Annotated in this window: 19 protein-coding genes; 6 read left to right on the top strand and 13 right to left on the bottom strand. The window is 65.8% G+C overall.

All coding sequences use genetic code 11. The features are described from left to right. Nucleotides 1–25: 25 nt before the first annotated feature. The gene (locus ABD255_RS32550) at nucleotides 26–844 is read right to left on the bottom strand and encodes a helix-turn-helix domain-containing protein (RefSeq protein ID WP_344220636.1); all 819 of its coding nucleotides are present in this window, start codon (nucleotides 842–844) and stop codon (nucleotides 26–28) included. A 99-nt stretch (nucleotides 845–943) separates the two neighbouring features. Between ABD255_RS32550 and ABD255_RS32555 the strand changes: the two genes are divergently transcribed. Further along, nucleotides 944–1,105, top strand: a complete 162-nt coding sequence (locus ABD255_RS32555) for a hypothetical protein (RefSeq protein ID WP_344220637.1) — start codon at nucleotides 944–946, stop codon at nucleotides 1,103–1,105. Continuing rightward, nucleotides 1,102–1,284 carry a hypothetical protein gene (locus tag ABD255_RS32560; protein ID WP_344220638.1) on the top strand — a complete coding sequence of 61 codons (183 nt, stop codon included), beginning with the start codon at nucleotides 1,102–1,104 and terminating at the stop codon, nucleotides 1,282–1,284. Before ABD255_RS32555 ends, ABD255_RS32560 begins: the two co-directional genes overlap by 4 nt. Before the next feature lie 302 nt (nucleotides 1,285–1,586). On the opposite strand, the gene ABD255_RS32565 is transcribed toward ABD255_RS32560, so the two are convergent. The 5 genes from ABD255_RS32565 to ABD255_RS32585 form a co-directional block, all read right to left on the bottom strand. Further along, nucleotides 1,587–2,402 (bottom strand): hypothetical protein, encoded by an 816-nt coding sequence (locus ABD255_RS32565; protein ID WP_344220639.1) that lies wholly within the window; start codon nucleotides 2,400–2,402, stop codon nucleotides 1,587–1,589. A gap of 600 nt (nucleotides 2,403–3,002) precedes the next feature. Next, nucleotides 3,003–3,149 carry a hypothetical protein gene (locus ABD255_RS32570; RefSeq protein ID WP_344220828.1) on the bottom strand — a complete coding sequence of 49 codons (147 nt, stop codon included), beginning with the start codon at nucleotides 3,147–3,149 and terminating at the stop codon, nucleotides 3,003–3,005. Next, the gene (locus tag ABD255_RS32575; protein WP_344220640.1) at nucleotides 3,109–3,312 is read right to left on the bottom strand and encodes a tyrosine-type recombinase/integrase; all 204 of its coding nucleotides are present in this window, start codon (nucleotides 3,310–3,312) and stop codon (nucleotides 3,109–3,111) included. The genes ABD255_RS32570 and ABD255_RS32575 overlap by 41 nt, the downstream gene beginning before the upstream one ends. Nucleotides 3,313–3,847: 535 nt before the next feature. Continuing rightward, nucleotides 3,848–3,976 carry a hypothetical protein gene (locus ABD255_RS32580; protein ID WP_344220642.1) on the bottom strand — a complete coding sequence of 43 codons (129 nt, stop codon included), beginning with the start codon at nucleotides 3,974–3,976 and terminating at the stop codon, nucleotides 3,848–3,850. 186 nt (nucleotides 3,977–4,162) lie between these two features. Continuing rightward, on the bottom strand, nucleotides 4,163–4,735 hold the full coding sequence (locus tag ABD255_RS32585) for an NADPH-dependent F420 reductase (RefSeq protein ID WP_344220643.1): 573 nt from the start codon (nucleotides 4,733–4,735) through the stop codon (nucleotides 4,163–4,165). Between the two features lie 93 nt (nucleotides 4,736–4,828). Here ABD255_RS32585 and ABD255_RS32590 point away from each other — a divergent pair, with 93 nt between their 5' ends. Further along, complete coding sequence (locus ABD255_RS32590) at nucleotides 4,829–5,326, top strand: MarR family winged helix-turn-helix transcriptional regulator (protein ID WP_344220644.1); 498 nt, start codon at nucleotides 4,829–4,831, stop codon at nucleotides 5,324–5,326. 412 nt (nucleotides 5,327–5,738) lie between these two features. Here the strand turns inward: ABD255_RS32590 and ABD255_RS32595 are convergent, their stop codons facing one another. Continuing rightward, nucleotides 5,739–7,340: a GMC family oxidoreductase gene (locus tag ABD255_RS32595; RefSeq protein ID WP_344220645.1), complete on the bottom strand. Its 1,602-nt coding sequence runs from the start codon at nucleotides 7,338–7,340 to the stop codon at nucleotides 5,739–5,741. Between the two features lie 94 nt (nucleotides 7,341–7,434). Between ABD255_RS32595 and ABD255_RS32600 the strand changes: the two genes are divergently transcribed. The 3 genes from ABD255_RS32600 to ABD255_RS32610 all read left to right on the top strand — a co-directional run bounded on the left by ABD255_RS32600 (nucleotide 7,435) and on the right by ABD255_RS32610 (nucleotide 9,399). Further along, entirely contained in the window at nucleotides 7,435–8,010 is a 576-nt protein-coding gene (locus ABD255_RS32600) for a TetR/AcrR family transcriptional regulator (protein WP_344220646.1), read from the top strand. A gap of 66 nt (nucleotides 8,011–8,076) precedes the next feature. Next, a complete protein-coding gene (locus tag ABD255_RS32605) occupies nucleotides 8,077–8,616 on the top strand; it encodes a GNAT family N-acetyltransferase (RefSeq protein WP_344220647.1) in 540 nt (179 codons plus the stop codon). Between the two features lie 63 nt (nucleotides 8,617–8,679). Next, nucleotides 8,680–9,399: an alpha/beta hydrolase-fold protein gene (locus tag ABD255_RS32610; RefSeq protein ID WP_344220648.1), complete on the top strand. Its 720-nt coding sequence runs from the start codon at nucleotides 8,680–8,682 to the stop codon at nucleotides 9,397–9,399. A gap of 131 nt (nucleotides 9,400–9,530) precedes the next feature. Here the strand turns inward: ABD255_RS32610 and helR are convergent, their stop codons facing one another. The 6 genes from helR to ABD255_RS32640 all read right to left on the bottom strand — a co-directional run bounded on the left by helR (nucleotide 9,531) and on the right by ABD255_RS32640 (nucleotide 20,161). Beyond that, a complete protein-coding gene (gene helR, locus ABD255_RS32615; RefSeq protein ID WP_344220649.1) occupies nucleotides 9,531–11,699 on the bottom strand; it encodes an RNA polymerase recycling motor ATPase HelR in 2,169 nt (722 codons plus the stop codon). Between the two features lie 286 nt (nucleotides 11,700–11,985). Beyond that, nucleotides 11,986–14,241 (bottom strand): N,N-dimethylformamidase beta subunit family domain-containing protein, encoded by a 2,256-nt coding sequence (locus ABD255_RS32620; RefSeq protein ID WP_344220650.1) that lies wholly within the window; start codon nucleotides 14,239–14,241, stop codon nucleotides 11,986–11,988. A 149-nt stretch (nucleotides 14,242–14,390) separates the two neighbouring features. Next, on the bottom strand, nucleotides 14,391–16,655 hold the full coding sequence (locus ABD255_RS32625) for a N,N-dimethylformamidase beta subunit family domain-containing protein (RefSeq protein ID WP_344220651.1): 2,265 nt from the start codon (nucleotides 16,653–16,655) through the stop codon (nucleotides 14,391–14,393). A 339-nt stretch (nucleotides 16,656–16,994) separates the two neighbouring features. Further along, nucleotides 16,995–17,780, bottom strand: coding sequence for an MBL fold metallo-hydrolase (locus ABD255_RS32630; RefSeq protein WP_344220652.1), 786 nt, complete (start codon nucleotides 17,778–17,780; stop codon nucleotides 16,995–16,997). 16 nt (nucleotides 17,781–17,796) lie between these two features. Further along, nucleotides 17,797–19,263 (bottom strand): ATP-binding protein, encoded by a 1,467-nt coding sequence (locus tag ABD255_RS32635; RefSeq protein ID WP_344220653.1) that lies wholly within the window; start codon nucleotides 19,261–19,263, stop codon nucleotides 17,797–17,799. Between the two features lie 79 nt (nucleotides 19,264–19,342). Beyond that, complete coding sequence (locus ABD255_RS32640) at nucleotides 19,343–20,161, bottom strand: nitroreductase/quinone reductase family protein (RefSeq protein ID WP_344220827.1); 819 nt, start codon at nucleotides 20,159–20,161, stop codon at nucleotides 19,343–19,345. Nucleotides 20,162–20,394: the final 233 nt, after the last annotated feature.

Consider the following 20,394-nt stretch of genomic DNA (forward strand, 5'->3'; position numbering starts at 1 on the left):
GACAACCGACGCCCACTGGCGCTGCTCACGTCATGAAGCGCGACTTTGCCGAGGCCCTGGGGTACGGCAGGTGTTCGAGGATCTCTTTGCCGCTCTCAAGCAGCGTGTGCAGGCCAGCCTCTCCGAGGCGTGCTTTGGCCTTGGCCTCCTGGGCGATGAGCTGCACATGCACGCTGCTGCGTTGAGCCACGGCCTGCCCTCGTTGCGCAGCATCGATGGCTTGCCGGAAACGACCTTGCGTGAGGGCGAACCAGGCGGTCATCTCGTGTCCCCAACCGGCGATCTCTGGATGGCCGGCCTCTAGACCTAGTTGCATAGCTGCGGTCCTGGTGGACTCTGCTGCCGTTCGCATCCCCAGGTCATATTCGACGCACCCGGCAAGCAGGGCAAGCCATCCACCCGCGACCAGAAGGTCTGCATGGGCTTTCAGGCCGACTGGGCGGCGTAGGAGGCCTGCTACGTGCTGAAGCCAACTGTGCGCCTCCTGGCGCAGCTCTAGGGCGTCGCGGTGGTTGTACTGGCAGCACAGCTCTTCAACCGTTGAGTGGAGGCTTTCGAGTGTGCCTGCGGTGGTGTCGCTGGCTTGCATTCTCTGGATGAGCTCAGCCGTCTGCCATGGCGTCTGATCGAGCTTCAAGACGGTGTCACCTCTGGCGGCCGCGAGGAGTTCGCCTTTGGCGCGTAGTACCTCGTCGCATACGCGGGCTAGGTCCTCGTTCGGGAGCTTGCGGCCGTTCTCCAGATTCGAGAGGTATGACCGGTGGTAATGCGTGGCTTTGCTGAGGTCGGCCAGGGACCAACCTCGGTGTTGCCGGTACTCCCTCAGCCGGTCTCCGAAGGTCACCCTGTAAGTGTCTCCCATGGGTTTGTATCCCTGCATCCTGAGCACGAGGGATACGCGGGAACTGGTGATCTCACGCTCTGTGGTCGCCAAGCTGGGCCCATGAACGGCACACGGACGGGGCGCGACCTGGACGGAGTTGAGTGGGCAGGCATTGACGTCTGTGATGGCCTCCACCCGAACACCGGGATGCCGTGCATCCTCGGCGAGCACAAGGGTTATCACCGGACCACTGACGGAGCGGAATGGCTGGACGAGGAATGAGGCTCTTCGAGAGGCTGCCGTGGTGCGAGCGGATCTTTATTGACGGCTGGGACGAAGGTATCCGCAGCGCCGCCATGTCAGTCGAGAGGCTCCTAGACAGACATGCCGGCACTGCCATTCCCAGGGCAGAAGTAGAGCGACTTGCCTCCCGGCTCCGGGCGGAGCTGGAGGAGGCCTAGGACGACGAGGCGCGCGCGTGGAGCCCTGAGAACCGCGTGCGCCTCGTCCGCCACCTCGCGGTCAGATGCGGCTGCCTCCGCACGCGATGCGGTCCTACTCGTGTTCAGGCGAACGGCAAGCCGCTCGGGCACACACGATCGGCGATGCCCCACACGCCAGGTGAGGCAGATGCCCTCGCGTTGCCGGGAGCGGACATCGTGGTCAAGACGATGAACGAGATTGCCACCGCACTCCGATAAGCCGTCATGCGTCGGTTGAGCGGCACCACCGCTGATTCCATATCTATTCGACACCAACGACGCTAATGACCCGCAGCGGGTTCGCCCGAACCATCAGCCGAATCGTCAGTCGGCAACTCGGGAAACATCGGACGACCTAGGAATCGTTCAGGGTCCGGCCTGTGCTCCGTGAAGTATTTCGTGAGAAATACACCGTCGTCATTGACGAACCATGCCAACTGCCACGTGCTGCCGTCCCACAAATAGGTAATCTGATGCGTTCCTGGGGAGGCTCCCTCATTGAGCGCACCTGCAATCTCTGCAAGCATTCCGGCCGAGCCAAGCGCAGCCTGAACATAACTTATGTCATCATCAGCTGCAGCGAATGGGATGAATCCGCTTACCTGCCTATCGTCGTCTAGCTCGAAGGATATTGTCACGTAGCGGTCCCGGCCCGCATCTCGCGCCTTGCGCGACGTTCGTTTGAACCACGCGACAACCGCCTCCGCCGCCTCCTGGCCAAGGCGTTCCAGGAAGCTGCCCATGAACTTCGCGGCTCCCCAAGCCACCGGCACAACCAGGACCCACTCAAGAGGCGGGAGATCAGACCATTTGTGCGTCTCCTTCACAGGCAGCGGACTTTCGTCGACTGCGTCCCGCCACACTTCGGGGTCAAAGTTCCGGGCTTCCGCGCTGATCGACGCGGTCAATATCTCGGGCGCGCCCTGCTCGCTCAGCACCTCGGGTCGAAACGGGTCATCGAATTCGCTCTTCGCGACGTACTGCTGTAAGAACTCTCCATAGAGCAGGAGCTGCTGCTCACCGTCTTCCAAGGTTTTGACCTCGCCGTCCGACCATCTGCCGATCGGCGGAAGCATGTTGAGATGTTCGATATTCATCGCTATGAAGGATTCGCGAGCCTGCCGAACCATGCCCTCCAACGCTTCGGGAGCGAATGAGACACGCTCGCCTGTCGTGAGTTGCACAACGCGCGTAGACGGACCGTGCGCGACGATGTGACCCCGCTCGAAATCCTGAGTCACTGGGAGGCCCCCTCTATCTGGTTGCTCTCAAGGCAGTCTGCCAGTTCGCGCGCGCCCGGCCGTAGCCCTCCGCTCTGCGTCGCAGGGAGCAGGTCATCGGATGCCCAGCTCGCAGAGGCCGGAATCTGCGCGCAACTGGGTCTCAATGTGGGTCTCATCCGCCATCGTTCGGGACTGTTCGCTAGAGGTCGCAGCTCGCGGGATCCAGGCTCTCGAAGGGCTCCCGAACGCTGGTGAACGATGACTTGCGGTCTTGGAAAGCGTGTTGGGGGCAACCCCTCACGAGTTCGAATCTCGTATCCTCCGCCACTCCGCTGAGTGGCCACCCGATCGGTGTTTCCGCTGGTCAGCGCTCTACGTGGTCACTTCCAGGGGACGAACACAGCAACGGCCCGGTCGCATCAGCGACCGGGCCGTTTTGCTGCTTAGTCTCAACGGCAGCCTCAACAGGCCGTCTCAGACGGAGATTTGCAGGCCCGCAGCGCCCTCGTCCGGCTCCGATTTCCCGCCCTTGCCCTTCGCCTTGCGCTTGGACTTCTTGCGCTTCTTCTTGGTCTTCGGCTCATCCCAGATCAAGCCACCGAGCCGGGCAGCGATGCCCATCCCGGATCTGCGCGGTGATGTGCTGGTACCGCTTCACCATTGATGACGCTGGCCAACCCATGAGGTCCATCACCGCCCGTTCGGGTACTGCGAGCATCAGCAGAACCGTTGCTGCCGCGTGTCGGGCATCGTGCAGCCGACCGTTCCGGATCCCGGCAGCCACCAGGATCTCCCTCGGTAGTCCATGTTCGGACTGAGCGCCTCACCGGTTCGCTTGGCAAAGATCCACCCTTCGTCCTTCCAGAGCTGCCGAGCTATCGCCTTTCGGCGTCCTGCTCTCTCTTGTGCTCCTGCAGATCCTGGTCAGCGCGGGCGGCAGGCCAATCGTCCGACGCCCCGCGCGGGAATTCGTCGGCGCGGTGTCCGGCCGTGCCTTCTGACGACTTGGGCAGAACCCCGGCTTCCGGCCGCACGGCTTGTCGGCGCAGCCGTGTTTGTACTTCGGCCGGTTCAAGCTCCGCCGCACCTTCAGAACACCGGTCCTCAATCGATGTCTGACCACCTCAACCCCAGCGCCTCGCCCTGGCGCAGCCCTAGCGAAAGCGCTATCGCCCACCGCGCCGAGTTCCGGCGCTTATTCGCCGGCTGATATCTATCAAGCCGGACCTGACCGGACTGTGGCAGTCAGCGGCCGGAGCGAAAAGACCTGGAAAATCTATGCGCCTCAACCTGGGGTACACCGACAAGGTCGAGGACCATCAGCGAGGCGAGCTGCGCCGGCGCCGGGCGGCGACCATACGGTCGCTGCGGTCTTTCACCATCCGCTGCTGCAACGCGTCGAAGTCCATCCGGTCAATGGCCCACACCGCCAGCTCTCCATCCAGCACACAGCCCACCTCGAGCTAGGCAGCCATCGTGGCCTGGCCGTCGGGGAAGTCGCGGTTAGGTCCTTGCCATTGTGCTACCACAACTGCACCTCAACGGCCCGGCACACCCGTACGACGGCCGAGGCCGCTGGCCCGGTTTGCCATGACGCGAAGTGATCCGCTGACGAGTTCCGGATCAGCGGCATGTCAGACGAGAGCGAAACCGCCGGTCCAGGAGATCTTCTCGCCAACCGCGAGGGTGAGCTGAAGGAAGCCGAGTGCCTCCAGTTCGCGGGCGCGGCTGAGGGACCCCGCATCGACGACGCGTAGGCCACCCGCGGTGACGACACCGGCCAGCAACGCCTTGGCATCGGCGTCGTCACCGGCAAGCGACACGGTGGTCGGAGCATCGCCGACGGAACCGGACGCCAAGGTCGCGGCGAAGTTGGTGTTGAAGGACTTGAGAACCCGAGACTGCGGCAGCGCCGCAGCGATCTCGGCCGCCGCCGAACCGTCAGCGGGAACGACGAGCGAGTCGAAGGTCTCGAAGTTCAGCGGGTTCGTGATGTCGACGACGATCTTGCCGGCGAGCTGGTCACCGCGCTCGGCGATAACCTGCGCCACGGCCGGGTACGGGACGGCCAGGACGACGATCTCACCGGTGATCCGCTGATCCTTGTCGGTGGAGCCGAGCAGCTCGACGGTGTTGCCGCCCCTGGAGACGACGCTCGCGATCGCTTGTCCCATGTTTCCGGTGCCGATGATGCTGACGTGTGCCATGATCACTCCTTGAACGTTGAATAGTTGTTGCTACAACTACTACTGTACAACATGATAGTTGTAGTGACAAGTATTCGCTGGAAGAATGGTCCTGTGACGACTCGGTGGCTCGACGACAGACAACTCGCTGCGTGGGTGCGGCTGGCCGCGGTACTCGAACTCCTGCCTGGAGTACTCGATTCGCAACTGCGGCGGGACGCGGACCTAACGCACTTCGAGTACTACGCCCTTGCCATGCTGTCGGAGGCTCCGGACCGCACCTTGCGCATGACCTCCCTTGCGCTTCAGACGAACGCCACCCTGCCCCGGTTGTCCCACGTCGTCAGGAGACTCGAGGACCGGGGCCTGATCGAGCGCCTTCCGTGTCCGGAGGATGCCCGCGCGACCAACGCGCGGCTGACTCCGGACGGTTGGGAGAAGGTGCAGGAGACAGCACCAGGTCACGTCGCCACGGTCAGGCAGCACGTGATCGACGCGTTGACACCTGAGCAGGTCGCACAGTTGACCGTAATCGCCGACTCGATCCTGGGCACCCTCGATCCCGACGGAACCATAGCCGCGCTCTACCGACGCTACGACGCGAATCGCTGACGCCGTAGGCATGCGCGCGACCAGCGAGAACGTGGTCCCCAACAGCAGCGCCTTTTGCTGGTCCTCGCGCGGAACCCCGGAAGCTGGTGAAGATGACCAGGACCGTGAGACTCCACACCCATCCCGGCACGTCCATCACAGCGGTTCCCGACCGACCCACGCGTCAGGCCGATCGGCTGCAGGCTGCAAGACACACGTTCCTGTCCGATCCTGTACCCAAGGCAACGGCGGCCGTGGCGGGCCGCTGCTCAATGCCATGTTCCGTGGCGCGCCGGCCACCACCGGGCGCCTTCTTGACCGAGCCACGCTCCTGTGCGCGGTAGGCCAATCCGATGCCTCCGAAACAGACCGCGCAATGACGACGTGGGAGCCCGGGGCGCCGACCCGTTCAGGTGGCGCCGCCGGGCCATGATCACGCGTTGCGGATGAGGTCGGCCGCAAGCCAGCCGATCGCCATCGCAGGCGCCGCCGTATTGCCGGAGACCTGCGTCGGCAGGACCGAGATGTCCACCACTCGGAGGCCTTCGACGCCTCGCACCCGCAGGTCCGGGGTGACAACGTCGTCGTCGTTCGGCCCCATGGCGGCGGATCCGACAGCGTGGTAGATCGTGCTGCCCGGCGAGTGAGCGAACTTCAGCACCTGCTCGGATGTTCGCACCTCACGGCCGGGAAACTCCTCGAAGGCGATCTCACTCGCCAACGGCTCCTGCGAAGTGACGTCGCGCAACCGGTCGACGATGGCGCCGGTGACTCGACGATCCTCCTCGTCCTGGAAGTAGTTGGCCTGGATGACTGGACTGGATCCAGGACTCGCATCGCTGATATGGATCGAGCTGCGCGTGTTCGGCCGGATCTGGTAGCCCAGTAGATACATGCCCGGCTCCTCGGACGGGTTGAGTCCCGCGGAGAAGTCCAGGCCGAAGGGTGTAGCAACCACCTGGATATCGGGCCGTTGCACCTCGGGCGAGGACCTGACGTGCGCCATCAGGTCGTAGCCGGCGGTGCCGACCGGGCCTTCGCGAGTCAGCAGGTACCGCGCACCCTGGGCCAGTTGCTTGGTCTTCGAGCTCAGCGCCAGAGTGTGGCCGATCTCCCGCTTGAAGCGGACCTGTGTCGCGACGCCATGCTGCTCGATGACCCGTTCGCCTACGTTCGGAGCCTCGACGCGGAGCGCCACTCCGGCCTTGCTCAGTACTTCACCTCGTCCGATGCCGGAGCGCTCCAGGAGCATCGGCGTCTCGATCGTGCCGGCGGAGATGATGACCTCCTTGCGAGCGGTGTAGTCAACGAGCCGCTCACCTTGCCGAGCCTTCACGCCAACCACCCGCCGGCCGTCGAAGCGAAGCAGACCGACGCTGGTACCGGTGGCGATGGTGAGGTTCTTGCGCCTACGGGCCGGCCAGAGAAACGTGTTGGCAGTGCTCTGGCGGATGCCGTTCTTGATCGTGGACGGCGTGAAACCGATCTGCTGCTGATCCTGGGCGTTGAGATCCGCGACGTACTCCCAGCCCGCCTTCTCCGCGGACTCCAAAAACAGGCGTACCGTCTCGTCGTCACTGTCCTCCGGCACGCTGATCCCGACCGGTCCGCCGGCGCCTCGCATGGCGGAAGCGCCCAACGAGTGGTCCTCGATTGCGCGGAACGCGGGAAGCACCCGCTCCCAGCCCCACTGCGGGTTGCCGGCCGCTGCGAGAGCGTCGTAATCGGCCTGCTGACCGCGGACGTACATCATTCCGTTGACCGCCGTGGACCCACCCAGTCCACGCCCCCGCTGCCACGGTTCGGCGTACCCGCTCGGAAAGGGCTCCGCGGAGTACGTCGTGGTGAGCTTGTCGGACTTGAGGGTGAAGAAGAATCCCTTGGGGATGTAGAGCATCGGGTTGAAGCTCTTGCCGCCTCGCTCGATCAGCAGCACCGAAGTGCCCTCGTCCTCGGACAGGCGACTTGCGAGCACAGCGCCCGAGCCTCCCGCTCCCACAATGATGTAGTCGTAGGTCTTCTGGTTCTTCGCCATGGGACTCCTCCTCAGGTAAGTGATAACGGCTTTTCATCGCTACAGAGGGTGTAGCGTAAATCGACGCACATCTATTCCCGGGAAGACTGAACCCATGTCCCACAGCACAACCGGCCGCGGCCGCCCGCGGCTCGAGTCGACCGACCAGCGCATCATCCAGGCGGCACTCGAGCTGCTGCGCAGCAAAGGCCCAGCCGCAGTGAACATCGATTCGGTCGCGGCCCGATCCGGCGTTGCCCGCACGACGATCTACCGCCGCTATCGCAGCCGAGACGAGCTGATGCACGCGGTCCTGGAGCAACTCATCGACCCCGCTCCCCTGGCCCCCGACCTCCCGGTCAGGGAGAAGCTGCGATGGGTTCTCGACCGGATCAGCGACATCCTGCAGAACCGGCTCGGGCCCGGCGGCACCGCCGCCGTCATCGCCAACAGCGATCCCGTTTTCACCTCAGCGGTGCGCGCACGACTGGCTACCCGGTTGAGTACGCTCGCCGAGTTGATGAACGCCGACAGGGAGACGGGGCGACTCCACGCAAACATCGACCCCGACGTCGTGCTCGGCCTACTGGTCGGCGCCCATCTCGCAGAAGTCCTCAGATTCGGATCACCGCGCGACGGATGGACGGACCGCGCCCTCGAACTACTGACTCCCGCAGTGACACCGCACTGACGCGGTGTTGTGGCGGTATCGCTTCTCTATCGATGGCGACGACCGTCTCCGGGTTAGGTTGGTGGGGTGGGGACGTATGAGGATCTGCCGGCGGAGTTGACGACCGAACGGCTGCGGTTGCGGCGATGGTTGCCGTCGGATGCTGAGGAGTACCGCGGGTTGTGGCTTGAGCGGGATCCACGTGCGCTACGGCGGATCGACGCGGAGGGGCGCCCGACGGTCGAGGACATTCGTGGGTGGCTCGTCGGCAATCCGCTGGCGGCGGATCGCGGGTTGGGGTTGTTGCCGATCGAGCGGCGAGACACGGGGGAGTTCATCGGGTACTGCGGATTGACCGTCGGCCAGGGGTCCTTCGACGAACCCGAGATCGCGTACCACCTGGCGCGGCGAGCTCGCGGTCACGGCTTTGCCACGGAGGCCGCGCGTGCGGTTGTCGAAGCCGCGGCTCGGACGGGACGGCGGCGACTGTGGGCGACCGTGCGGGAGTGGAATGCGGCGTCGTTCCGCGTCCTGGAGAAGCTCGATTTCCACCGCAGCGATCGCGTTACCGAGGATGCCGAGCGCGGCGATTCAATCTGGATGACGCGCATACTCGATCAGACGTAGCAGCCTTACGGATGCGGCCCGCGTCGCTGGGGACATGACCCTGAAGAATCGAGGTACGACCCAATGGATGACCAAGCGGCCGGAGAACCCGGTGGTGCCGATTCGGCGCCGGAACCGGCTCGTGTTGATCGGATCGCGGGAGAGCTCGTCACCGAGACGTTCGAGTACGACGGGGGCCGGCAGGTCACGGTATATGTGCCGCCGGATCCCCCTGAGGCCATCGTGTTCGCCGGTGATGGTCAGCTGATCTCGCAGTGGGGCGGGCACCTCGAGGCGGCCGACGTACCACCCACGATGATCGTCGGGGCCCACCGCACGGACGATGAGGATGAGATGGCGCGCATCCGTGAGTACTCACCGTCGTTCGACGAGGAACGGTTCGCGGCCCACGAAAGCTTCTTCGTCGACGACGTCTGCAACTGGGTGCGGACGCGCTTCAGTGTCGCGTTGCCGGCCGAACGTACTGCGGTGTGCGGCGTGTCGGCGAGTGGAGAGCTCGCACTCGCCCTGGGGCTTCGGCATCCGGACGTCTACGGCGCGGTCTTCTGCGCCTCGCCCGGCGGTGGTTATCACCCGCCTGCCGTGCTGCCGAGCCCTCTTCCGCGCACCTATCTTGTCGCCGGAACGCTGGAGCCATGGTTTCTCGAGAACGCGACCCGGTGGGCGGACGCACTGCGAGATGCCGATGCGGACGTCCAGATGACCGAGCGGATCGGAAACCACGGCGACCCGTTCTGGCAAGCCGAGTTCCCGCTGATGGTGGCCTGGGCGTTCGGCCGCTGAAGTCGTCGTCGGCCGGGGAGATCTGATAGTGAGCTGCGTGACCGCTCACCGAGTATGTGGGGCATCTCTGGACGAATGAAGACGAATGGGGCCGGTCGCGGTGCGACCGGCCCCATTGTCGTTGGGGGGGATCAGGGGGTGGTGAGGACTACTAGTTGTTGGGTTGCTCGGGTCATGGCTACGTAGCGGTCTACTGCGCCCTCGATGTTGCTGCCGAACTGAGCTGGGTTGATGAGGATTACCAGGTCGAACTCGAGGCCCTTGGAGAGTTCTGGGGTTAGGGAGCGGACTCGGGGGGTTGTTGGGAAGGGGACGGCAGCGGGGTCTGTGGTGATGATGCAGGCGATGCCGTCGGTGCGGTCTGTGAGCCAGGTGTTGAGGATTGTGGGCAGATCATCCACCGAGCCGTGGACGACGGGGAGGCCGCTGGTGCGGATTGAGGTGGGGACGTTGGCGTCGGGCAGGACGGCTCGGATGACTGGCTCGGCCTCCGTCATTACCTCTTCGGGGGTGCGGTAGTTGATGGTCAGGCCGGCTAGGTCGATTCGGTCGAGGCCGGCTCGTTTCAGGCGGGCTTGCCAGGATTCGGTGAAGCCGTGGCGGGCTTGGGCTCGGTCGCCGACGATGGTGAAGCTGCGGGAGGGGTTGCGGAGAAGGAGCATCTGCCACTCCGCGTCGGTGAGCTCCTGAGCCTCGTCTACGACTATGTGGGCGAACGGGCCGGCGAGCAGGTCCGGGTCTGCGGTGGGCAGGGCAGTTTCGTCGACCAGGGCGCTCTGGATGTCCTGGCCGCGCAGCATCGGCACCCAGCCCTCGTTGTCGTCGTCAGCCTGGATGATGTTGTCGATGACGTCGGCCATGCGTTCGCGTTCGGCGGCAGCGGCTGCCTTTTGGCGGCGTTTGCGTCGGGACGTCTCCGGGTCGCCGAGGCGCTGCCGGGCCGCGTCCAGGAGCGGCAGGTCGGAGATCGTCCAGGCGTACGCGTCCTCGCGCTGCAGTTGGCGGACCTCCTCGGGGCTGAGCCAGGGCGCACACCGGCGGAGGTACGCGGGGACCGACCAAAGATCCGCGACGAGGTCGGTCGGTTCGATCAATGGCCAGGCTCGGTTGAAGGTGTCGAGCAGTCCCTCATTCAGCAGGAGCGATCTGCGCAACTGGTCGACCGACACCTCCTCGTCATCTTCGTCGAACTTGTCGATCAGGATCGTGAGCAGCTCTTCCCAGACCAGGTCGCGCGCCTCGTTGTGCGGCGTACCGGCGTCGGGTGCTTCGAACGCCTCGGCCCAGTCGGCCTTGCTCAGATAAAGGTCGGACCAGTCGGTCTCGACCGTCATCGGTTTGGTGGGCGGCTCCTCGTACAGCCGAACGGCCGGCTCGATCGCCTTCACCATGTCCGCGGTCGCCTTCCACCGGGCCACGTCCGGGTCGGTCTCGATCGCAGCCGTGGCTCCCTCGGGGAGGAGGTCCCGTAGGGTGCAGGTCTGCACGCCCTCCTCGCCGAGGCTGGGGAGCACGTCGGAAACGTAGGCCAGGTACGGCTGGTGCGGGCCGACGAACAGTACGCCGCCGCGGCGGTGACCGAGGCGAGGGTCGGAGTACAGGAGGTAGGCGGAGCGGTGGAGAGCGACGACGGTCTTGCCCGTACCCGGACCGCCGTCGACGACCAGGGTGCCGCGGGAGCTCGCGCGGATGATGGCGTCCTGGTCGGCCTGGATGGTGCCGAGTACGTCGCGCATCCGCGGCGAACGGTTGCTGCCCAGGCTGGCGATGAAGGCGGACTGGTCGTCAAGCGCGGCGTGCCCGGCGAACCCGTCGGCCGTGAACACCTCGTCCCAGTAGTCGCTGATCCGGCCGCGGGTCCAGCGGTACCTGCGGCGGCTCGCCAGGCCCATCGGGTTGGCGTGGGTCGCGCCGAAGAACGGCTCAGCCGCCGGGGAACGCCAGTCGATCAGCAGCCGACGACCCGTACTGTCGGTGAGTCCGAGCCGTCCGACGTACACGGGCTCCGGGTTGTCTTCGCTGACCATGTGCCCAAGGCACAGGTCCAGGCCGAAGCGACGCAGGGTACGCAGGCGGGCGGTCAGCCGGTGCACCTCCATGTCGCGGTCCATCGCCTCCTGGCCGGTACCGCCAGGCGCCTTACGGGCGGCCTCGAGACGGTCGGACAGGTCGGCGATCGACTGCTCGAGGCTCTCCGCGATGGCCGCGAAGTGCTGCTCGTCAGCCGTGATCAGCTCGGGGTCGGCCTTGGGGGCGAGGTGGTCGGGTAGGTCGAATGCGCTGGTAGTCAGGGGGTTCACCTCAGCAGCTCCGATCGAACAGCGGCTTCGCGGCCGCCGTCGTTTCGTCGGGATGGATCGTGCCGGCCACAGTGGTGGCTGGTGGCAGTTCGACGTCCGCACGCGACGGCGTCCGTCGACAACAACACCCGCATTTGGTGACTTCCGTTTCCGTCGACAGTGGCTACGGCCGACGATTCTGCGGCACGAACGGGGGCTTGCGGCAAGCCCCCCGGTGCGCTATAAGTTGAACATGGCAAGGAGATTGTTCTCCTTGCCTTTCGTTTTGCGCGCTGAGTCCGGACGGCTACGGCTGGGTGTTGGTTTCCAGGGTGAGTTTGGGAACGGTGGCGCGGACTGCGGTGGCGGTGGTGTCGCTGGGGACCTGGATTTGGCCGCGGCTCACCCATTCGGTGATGTTGGCGACCATCGTGCCGACTGCTCGTTGGGACTGGGCTGAGGGAGTCGGCACCGTCCAGTTGGACGGGCAGCGGGCTACCAGGAAGCAGGCGAAGGCGAACGTGGAGCCGTTGAGGACTCTGGCGCCTGAGGGAAGGGTAAAAGTCGTGGTGTGCATCGGGGCGGATTGGCCGCTGGTGCGGCAGATGCCGGAGCCGGCGGCGACGACGGCGAGGCCTGGATGGCGGTAGAGGTCGGCGCGGGCCCAATCGATCTCGCCTGCGACGAAGCCAGGCAGAGCGGTCCCGGGAGTGATGCCTGCGAAGAGCCAACTGCTGCCTGTGGTGAAAGGGCTGCCAGGAAGGGCGCAGGTGTATTCGGCGCCTAGCAGTGGTTGGGAGGCGTAGGCGTCACCCAGATAGCGCCAGGTCGTCGAGGTGTAGCCATCGGTGTAGCGGTCGATGTCCCAAGCCCGGCGGGTGCTGTCGGTGAAGGTGATCAGCCGGTACGCCGTATTGGCGCCGAGGTTCGCCACATTGACGCCACGGTTCATCGCCTGAGAGAGAGCGGCCCGCATACCCCAGGAGTAGTACTCGTCGTGTGCCGGCAGGAAGACCGTGCCGGCCCGCGAAGGTAGTTGCCCGCCGAACGCGTCCAGGTCGTGGTTGGTCCAGTAGGTGACGTCCAAACCCTTGGACTCGGCCCAGAAGACCAGGCCCTGCTCAAGAGTCAGGTACTGGCCGGAGCCCTGGCCCTCGGCGTACGGGCGGTTGGAGGTGATCCGGCCGGAACCAGTGGTCAGGCCGCTGTAGAAGCTCACGCCGCCGTAGTTGTTGTAGGCCTCCCAGGTCGTGGTCGCCTGCTGGATCAGCAGGGCATGCTTCGTCCCGGTGTCGTCCCGAACCGTCAGCGGCGCGTACGACGCGAACGTGCCGTCGCTGATCTTGATGAGATAGGTGCCGGGTGCCCAGGCCGAGCCGATCGGGATGCTCAGAGTTTTGGTCCAGTGCGCCGCCGACGTCATGCGCAGGGGCTTGCCGTTGGCAGTGCCGCCAGTCACCGGAGCAGGCTGTACTACGGTCGCCACGTTCTCCTGGCGCCACACCTCCCGCGCCCCAAGGCCCTGGTAGTAGCCCATCCGATAGGCGATGACGCTCACCGGCTTACCGGAGGTCACCTTGAGGTCGAGAGTGTCCCCGCAGGTGGCGGACACCTTGCTGAGGAAGGCGGCCAGCTTGCCGTTCATCGAGGCCGGGATCACCCACGCCGCCGTACCGGGTCGAGCGTTCTCCACAGTCGTCGAGGGCCAGGACGTGGGGCAGCCCGCCGGGACGGGCGCGAAACCAGCGACCGGTACCGCGGGCATAGGAGCGGGTGGTGCGATCAAGGCCAGGGAGTCGGAGCCGGACGTCAAGACGATGCCAGTCGACGTCAGGGCAGACATCGTCAGCGTCATGATGCCGCCGTACTTGGACAGCCCGACGCCATAGATCGGAATACCCAGCCGCGCACCCGCCGCCACGCTGATCGGCGAGCGGGGCTTCCACGTCGCGTAGCCGCTCGAGGTCGTCAGCGTCCCGTTGACCGAGGTGACAGCGCCGAACGCACCCTTGGGCAGTTGCATGCGGACAGAAGCCAGAACGCCGGCTCGCGTGACCGTAGCGGCGTAGTTCAGGCTCGTCTTCTGACCCGGAATCGGGTTGCTGGCAGTGATGGCGATGTTGGGGGCGTAGGTCCGCAGCGCCGCCAGCGTGCCGGTGCCGGAGGACAAGATGAGCCCGGTCGTCCCGGTCGCCGTGAACCTGAGATTCCAAGGGCCGCCGCTGGGCACCCGGAGACCGTACAGAGGAATGGCGAACCGGGCCCCGACGCCGACGGGAACAACCTTGCTCGGCCGCCACCTCAGGACTCCGGGCGACACCGTACTCACGGTCCCGTTGACCGAGGTGATCCGGCCGGTCGAACCAGCGGGTATCGACATGACGATGTCGCGCACCGTGCCGGCCCGAGTCACCGTGGCCCGGTAGGTGAGCGTCGTCGTACCGCTCGAGCCCGCGGTGGCCGTGATGGTGACGTTGGCGCCGGCCGCCCAGGCCTGCCCCGAAATCAACGATGCCGACAGCAGAAGAAGCGCGCTCGCCGTCGCGAAAACCCTACGGAGCATGGTCCCCCCAGGCATCCGAACCGCTCACACCACGCGTGAGCTGACTTCCCCCCACAGGAAGGTGGCCACCCTGGCCACCTACCGAGGGTTACACGAGGTTACATCGCCAGGGAAGGGCTGGCGCGGTCACAGTCCGGCGAACGCGATCGTCACGGCTGGTTGAACGTTTCGAGCTTCTGCTTGGGGACACTGACTCGCATCCGGGCCGCGGTGGTGTCGCTGGGCACCTGGATCTGGCCCCGGCTGACCCATTCGGTGATGTTGGCGACGATCGTGCCCGCTGCCTGCTGTGACGAGGCGGGCGGCGCCGGCACGGTCCAGTTGGACGGGCAGCGACCGACGAGGAAGCAGCCGTAGGCGAAGGTGGAGCCGTTGAGTATGCGAGCGCCCGACGGCATCGTGAAGGTCGTCGTCTGCATGGGAGCGGCCTTGCCGTTCGAGCGACAGGCGCTGGTGGCGGACGCGATGACGCTCATGCCCGGGTGCTTGTACAGCGACGGCCAGACGAAGTCGATCTCGCCCGCGACGAAGCCGGGCAACGTCGTACCGGGGGTGATGCCGTCGAACATCCAGCTCGTCCCCGTGGTCAGGGTGCTGGCGGTGACGGGACAGATGTACTCGCCGCCGAGGAGCGGCTGCGAGGCGTACGCGTCGCCCAGGTAGCGCCAGGTCGTCGAGGTGTAGCCGTCGGTGTACCGGTCGATGTCCCAGGCCCGCCGAGTCTCGTCGGTGAACTTGATCAGGCGGTACGCCGTGTTGGCACCCAGGTTCGCCACGTTCACGCCACGGTTCATCGCCTGGCTCAGAGAGGCCCGCATACCCATCGAGAAGTACTCGTCGTGCGCGGGCAGGAAGATCGTCCCGGCACGGGCGGGCAACTGGCCCCCGAGCATGTCCAGGTCATGGTTGGTCCAGTAGGTGACGTCCAGCCCCTTGGACTCGGCCCAAAACACCAGGCCCTGCTCGAGCGTCAGGAACTGCCCCGACCCCTGGCCCTCGTTGTACGGGCGCTCGGACGTGACCCGGCCGGAGCCGGTGGTCAGGCCGCTGTAGAAGCCGACGCCGCCGTAGCTGTTGTAGGCCTCCCAGGTCGCGGTGGCCTGCTGGATCATCAGGTCGTGCTTGGTCCCGGTGTCGTCGCGGACCGTCAGCGGCGCGTACGAGGCGAACGTGCCGTCGCTGATCTTGAGGAGGTAGGTGCCGGGGATCCAGTCGGCGTCGATGTCGATGCTCAGCGTCTTGGTCCAGTGCGCGGCCGTCGTCATCCGCAGGTCCTTGCCATTGGCAGTACCACCGGTGGTCGGGGCCGGCTGTACGACGGTCGGGACGTCCTCGGCCCGCCAGACCTCGCGGCCTCCGAGGCCTTGGTAGTAGCCCATCCGGTAGGCGACGACGCTGACCGGATTGCCGGACGTCACCTTGAGGTCGAGGGTGTCGCCACAAGTCGCGGAGACCTTGCTGAGGTAGCCGGCCAGCTTGCCATTCATCGAGGCCGGAATCACCCACGCGCCCGAACCCGTCTTGGCATTCTCAGTGGTGGTGGACGGCCAGACGGTGGGGCAGCCCGGCGGGACGGCGGCGAAGCCCGCGACCGCGACCGCCGGCATGGCAGCCGGGGGTGCGATCAGCGACAGGTTGCCCGCGCCGGTGGTCAGGACGATGCCGGTCGAGGTGCGGGCGGATACGCCCAAGGCGAAGACGCCGCCGTACTTCGACAGCACGACTCCGTAGATCGGGATGCCCAGCCGAGCACCGGCAGCGACGCTGATCGGAGCGCGCGGAGTCCAGGTCGCGAAACCGGCGGAGGTCGTCAGCGTCCCGTTCACCGAGGTGACAGCACCGCGGACACCCGGCGGCAACTGCATCTTGACGTTGGCCAGCACGCCCGCCTTCGTGATGGTGGCGGCGTAGGTCAGCGTCGTCGTCTCGCCGGGAATCGGCTTGGAGGCGGTGATCGCCACGTTGGGGGTGTAGGTCTTCAGCGGCGTGAGGACGCCGGTGCCGGCGGACAGCACCAGGCCGGTCGTGCCGGTCGCCTTGAAGCTGAGGGTCCACGGTCCACCGCTGGGCAGCCGCAGGCCGTACAGCGGGATGGCGAAGCGCGCGCCGATGCCCACGGTCACGACCTTGGTCGGGCGCCACTTCAGGACGCCGGGTGAGACGGTGCTCATCGTCCCGTTGACCGAGGTGATCCGGCCGGTCGAACCGGCGGGGATCGAGAAGATGATGTCGCGCAGCGTCCCGCCACGGGTCACCGTGGCGCGGTACGTGAGCGTCGTCGTCCCGTTCGCCGCGACGGTCGGGGTGATGGTCACGTTGGCACCGGCCGCCGCGGCCGATCCCCCGAAGAGCATTGCTGCCACTGCCGTCAGAACCAGCGCGACGATAGCCGAGGCCTTGAGCCTCCGGAACATGTGGTTCTCCCCAGCCGTCCGTACCTCGGTGAACTTCCCCCGAGGAGGTGGCCGGAATGACCACCGAGAGATGTTGACACACCGTGAACGATTTGGGTAGAGGGCTGGGTCACGGCTCGGCATCGAAGCCGGCGTGCTCACGGCGTCCTGGACCGGTCACAGGTGAAGGAAGGCCAAGGTTTGCTTCGTTGGAATGGGCTGAGGTGCAGGGATTGCGCGGCAGGACGACAAGACGCGGCGGGGGTGCCGAGCCACCGATGCCGCAGCAGGCGCATTCGTCCGGTCTAGTGCACAATTCTGCTCAAATCCTCACTTTCAGTGACGGCTCACAGGTAGCCTTCAGGCAGTCCACTGACCCGGAGGGGTGACCTGGCCGGTGGCCAGAGCGGGGAAGTGGGCGCCGACGCCAGGCGTGGTTTCCAGTTGGGCCCAGAGGCGTTGGCGCGACTGGTTGGCCGTCGCGGCGTCCACGTCGCCGAAGGAGTGCCAGGTGGGCTCGGCGAGTTGGATGGGGCAGGTGATGGCGTCGCCTAGAAGCAAGAGGCGGGCAGGCCCGGACTCCAAGGACAGGCAGAGGTGGCCCGGGGTGTGCCCAGGAGTCAGTACTGCGTTGACGCCAGGCGCGACGGTGGTGTCCTTGGTCAGGGGGTGCTGGCGCGACGCGTGTTCGAGGAAGCCGCCACGGATGTGCGGGCGGATGTCACCGGGCCCGTTGACGAAGTAGTCCCAGTCGGCGGCGCCGTACCAGATCATCGCGTTCGGGAAGACCGGTTGCGCGGCCAGGTCGAAAAGCCAGCCGACGTGGTCGGTGTGGAAGTGGGTGATGACGACGTCGGTGATGTCCGCGGCCTCGACCCCGAGCGCCCCGAGACCGACGAAGAGCTGGCCGCCGACGAGTTGCATGCCGTGCGGCAGATCGTCCTGGTCCGGCCCCAACCCGGCGTCGACCAGGATCACCCGGTCCTCGGACCGGATCAGGAAGCACCCGATCGGCAGCCAGGCGAGGTTCTCCCGCGCGAAGAACTCCGGCCGGGCCTCCACCGGCACGTCGTTGCCGAAGTACTTCGGATGCACGCTGAACGTCCCATCGCTGATCGCGTGCACGCTCATCTCACCGAGCTGCATCAGGAACTCCTTCGGATTAGGCGTACATGTCGGCAAGGGTCACCAGAAGGACATCGTCGCGCTCGGCTTCGACAGCGCGGAGTGCGTCGGTGAATCCCGTCCCACTGAAGCACGCCAGCAGACAACGACCGGTGTCCAAGCCGCGTCCGCCCAGGAGATCACGAGCTCGGACCAAGCGGTCCAGATGATCGACACCCATGGTCCTCCCCCACTTCGCCTCACCCAGCAAAGCGACTCCTGCGCCGGCGTTGCCGAAATGAGTGATCGCGACATCGATCTCGATCTGCCGGCGGCCGGCTGTGTCCGACACGACGCCGCGGCCTACCCGGCCCAGTGGTGCGTCGACCAGGGCCACCCCTGGACCCAGCATGAACTCTCGGCAGATCGCCTCGAAATGCGGTCCTGCGACCTGGGACGAGAATCGCTCGCTCGACTGTGCCCACACCTCGCGCCCTTGCCCTGACTCCAAGCGCGCCCACGCCGGACGCATCACCGCCTCGTAGAAGTTGATCAGCGGTTCAGTGATTCGGTACTGCGCTCTGCCTGTCCTGAACAGGTCCTCCTCATGCTCCAGCAGGTGGCTGTCTTCGAGCACGTTGAGCGGATGCGAGATGTCGACGGCCTTACGTCCGATGTAGTTGGCGATTCCACCCCGGGTGGAGTTGCCGCCGGCAACTGCCGCGAGGACCGAGTGGTACAGCGCTGTGTCGCGGATGTCGGTTTCCTCCGCAAGCAGGTACCGTGCTTCGCGGAAGAGCGGACTCAACGGCGACAGCACAGTTCGGGAGATCCACTCGTCGAACTCGGCCACGCTTCCCGGAGCGTCATCGGCCAGAAACTGACGCCGGTACGCCGGGGTGCCGCCGAGCACAGCGTGCAATCTGGCGGCGAGCGCGGGATCGTCCTGGACGTTCCAGAACTGTGCCGAGGCACGGTAGTCGAAAGGCCGGACGATCAACTCCAGTTGCGCCCGTCCACGCAGTGGCGCGGTACTGGCCAGCAGCCCACCCATCACAGACATCGCGGAGCCGCACAGCAGCAACCGCATCGAGCTTTCCTCGAGCTGGAACCGGTCGATCTCGCGCTGGATGAGTGACGGCAGTTCGGGCGCGGTCTTCGCCAGATAGGGGAACTCGTCGATCACGACCAGCAAAGGTCCGCCGTGGGTGGCCAAGCCGAACAGATAGGTGACCGCATCGTCCCAGGTCGCGAAGGAGAACGGCGACGGTGAGCCCGCATGCGCTGCCAAGGCCGCGCCGAACTGGCGAAGGGATTCGCCCGCGGTCGCCGCGGTGGCCGCGAAGTAGAACCCTTGCTGCTGTTCCACAAGGGCACGAAGCAGATAGGTCTTGCCCATCCGCCGCCGGCCGCTGACCACGCCGAGCATGGCGTGCGGCAGCGGCCGGGTGACGAACGAGACGAGCCCCGCCCACTCGGCGTCTCTGCCGAAGACATGAGCCGGTTTCTCGACCGAGCTTGCCACGCGGACCCTCAATTCTTAGGACTGTACTTTTAAGAAGTGTACTCCTAACAATTGTTGCTTGGGGACGGGCGTTGAAGGGCTAGCTGTCGAGGAGGGGGATCAGCTGGGCCTCCTCGTAGTCGAGGTGCCGGTTGAGCGCGTCGATGAGTTGGTCGATCTCGGGGAGCAGGGTGGCGGCGGCCGGCTCGTTGAGCAGCTTTTGGAGGTCGTCCAGGATCGTGGAGATCTTGCTGTGTTCGGCTTCCAGGTGAGTGATGGTGGGTTCGAGCTCGGGGTAGCGCTCGAGCAGGCCGGGGAAGAGTCCGGTGGATTCGACGTTGTGGTGGAAGTGCAGGCCCTGGCAGAGGGTGAGGCAGTTGATCCGGAGCTGGGCGCCCAGGCCTGGGCCCGAGGTGGCCACCTCGCGGCGAATCAGGCCCAGTTCCCGGCGGAAGGCGTCGTGGATCATCCGCAGGGCCTCGCCGAAGGAGCTTGCGTTCGGCGGGCCGCCGGTGACCGCGCGGAGGGCTACGACGGGGATCGTGCGGGCGGTCTTGGACTGGTACTCGCCCCAGGCGGGATCCGCCTCCACCAGCCGGGCGAAGGTCTCGTCGCGCTCGGCGTCACGCAGTACGACGGCTTCGGCTTCGTAGGTGAAGATGCCGGTCTCGACGGTGGCACGGGGGTTGGCGAGCAGGTTGTGGTACCAGTCCGGATGCTTCGGGCCGCCGTTCGCGGAACCGACGACGAGGACCCGGTCGGGGGTGTCGGGGTAGTAGCCGAGGACGGTCGTGTGCTGAGCGCCGGAGCGCGCGCCGGTGGTGGTCAGCAGGAGCAGCCGAGCCCCGTCGAAGGGGCCGCCGACCTTGCCGGCGTTGGCGCGGAACTCGTCGATGATCTGTTGCGTGAATTCGTTCAGGGTTCTCTACTCTCTGGAGGAAAGGGGCATGCCGAAGTGCCCGCCCGGTTGGGCAGGATGAAGGGAAAGCTCAAGAAAACAAAGGAAAAGGATCCAGAGGGCGGGCCTCTAGCGGCCCTGCCGGCGCTCAGAACGCAGCCGGGAACCCAACTCGTACTTGGCTCGAGGCCGACCCGGCAGTCACCTGACGAGAATAACCGCTGCGGGGGGTCAGAGGCACCACCCCCGGTTGA

The organism is Kribbella sancticallisti, assembly GCF_039530625.1.
Taxonomy (GTDB): Bacteria; Actinomycetota; Actinomycetes; order Propionibacteriales; family Kribbellaceae; genus Kribbella; species Kribbella sancticallisti.

Bases quoted from the DNA above. Each gene is read 5' to 3' on its own strand.
- ABD255_RS32570 (WP_344220828.1), bottom strand. From the start codon at position 3,149: ATGGGCATCGCTGCCCGGCTCGGTGGCTTGATCTGGGATGAGCCGAAG.
- ABD255_RS32595 (WP_344220645.1), bottom strand. From the start codon at position 7,340: ATGGCGAAGAACCAGAAGACCTACGACTACATCATTGTGGGAGCGGGA.
- ABD255_RS32610 (WP_344220648.1), top strand. From the start codon at position 8,680: ATGGATGACCAAGCGGCCGGAGAACCCGGTGGTGCCGATTCGGCGCCG.
- ABD255_RS32630 (WP_344220652.1), bottom strand. From the start codon at position 17,780: ATGCAGCTCGGTGAGATGAGCGTGCACGCGATCAGCGATGGGACGTTC.
- ABD255_RS32560 (WP_344220638.1), top strand. From the start codon at position 1,102: ATGAGGCTCTTCGAGAGGCTGCCGTGGTGCGAGCGGATCTTTATTGAC.
- ABD255_RS32600 (WP_344220646.1), top strand. From the start codon at position 7,435: ATGTCCCACAGCACAACCGGCCGCGGCCGCCCGCGGCTCGAGTCGACC.
- ABD255_RS32625 (WP_344220651.1), bottom strand. From the start codon at position 16,655: ATGTTCCGGAGGCTCAAGGCCTCGGCTATCGTCGCGCTGGTTCTGACG.
- ABD255_RS32620 (WP_344220650.1), bottom strand. From the start codon at position 14,241: ATGCTCCGTAGGGTTTTCGCGACGGCGAGCGCGCTTCTTCTGCTGTCG.
- ABD255_RS32565 (WP_344220639.1), bottom strand. From the start codon at position 2,402: ATGAATATCGAACATCTCAACATGCTTCCGCCGATCGGCAGATGGTCG.
- ABD255_RS32555 (WP_344220637.1), top strand. From the start codon at position 944: ATGAACGGCACACGGACGGGGCGCGACCTGGACGGAGTTGAGTGGGCA.
- ABD255_RS32585 (WP_344220643.1), bottom strand. From the start codon at position 4,735: ATGGCACACGTCAGCATCATCGGCACCGGAAACATGGGACAAGCGATC.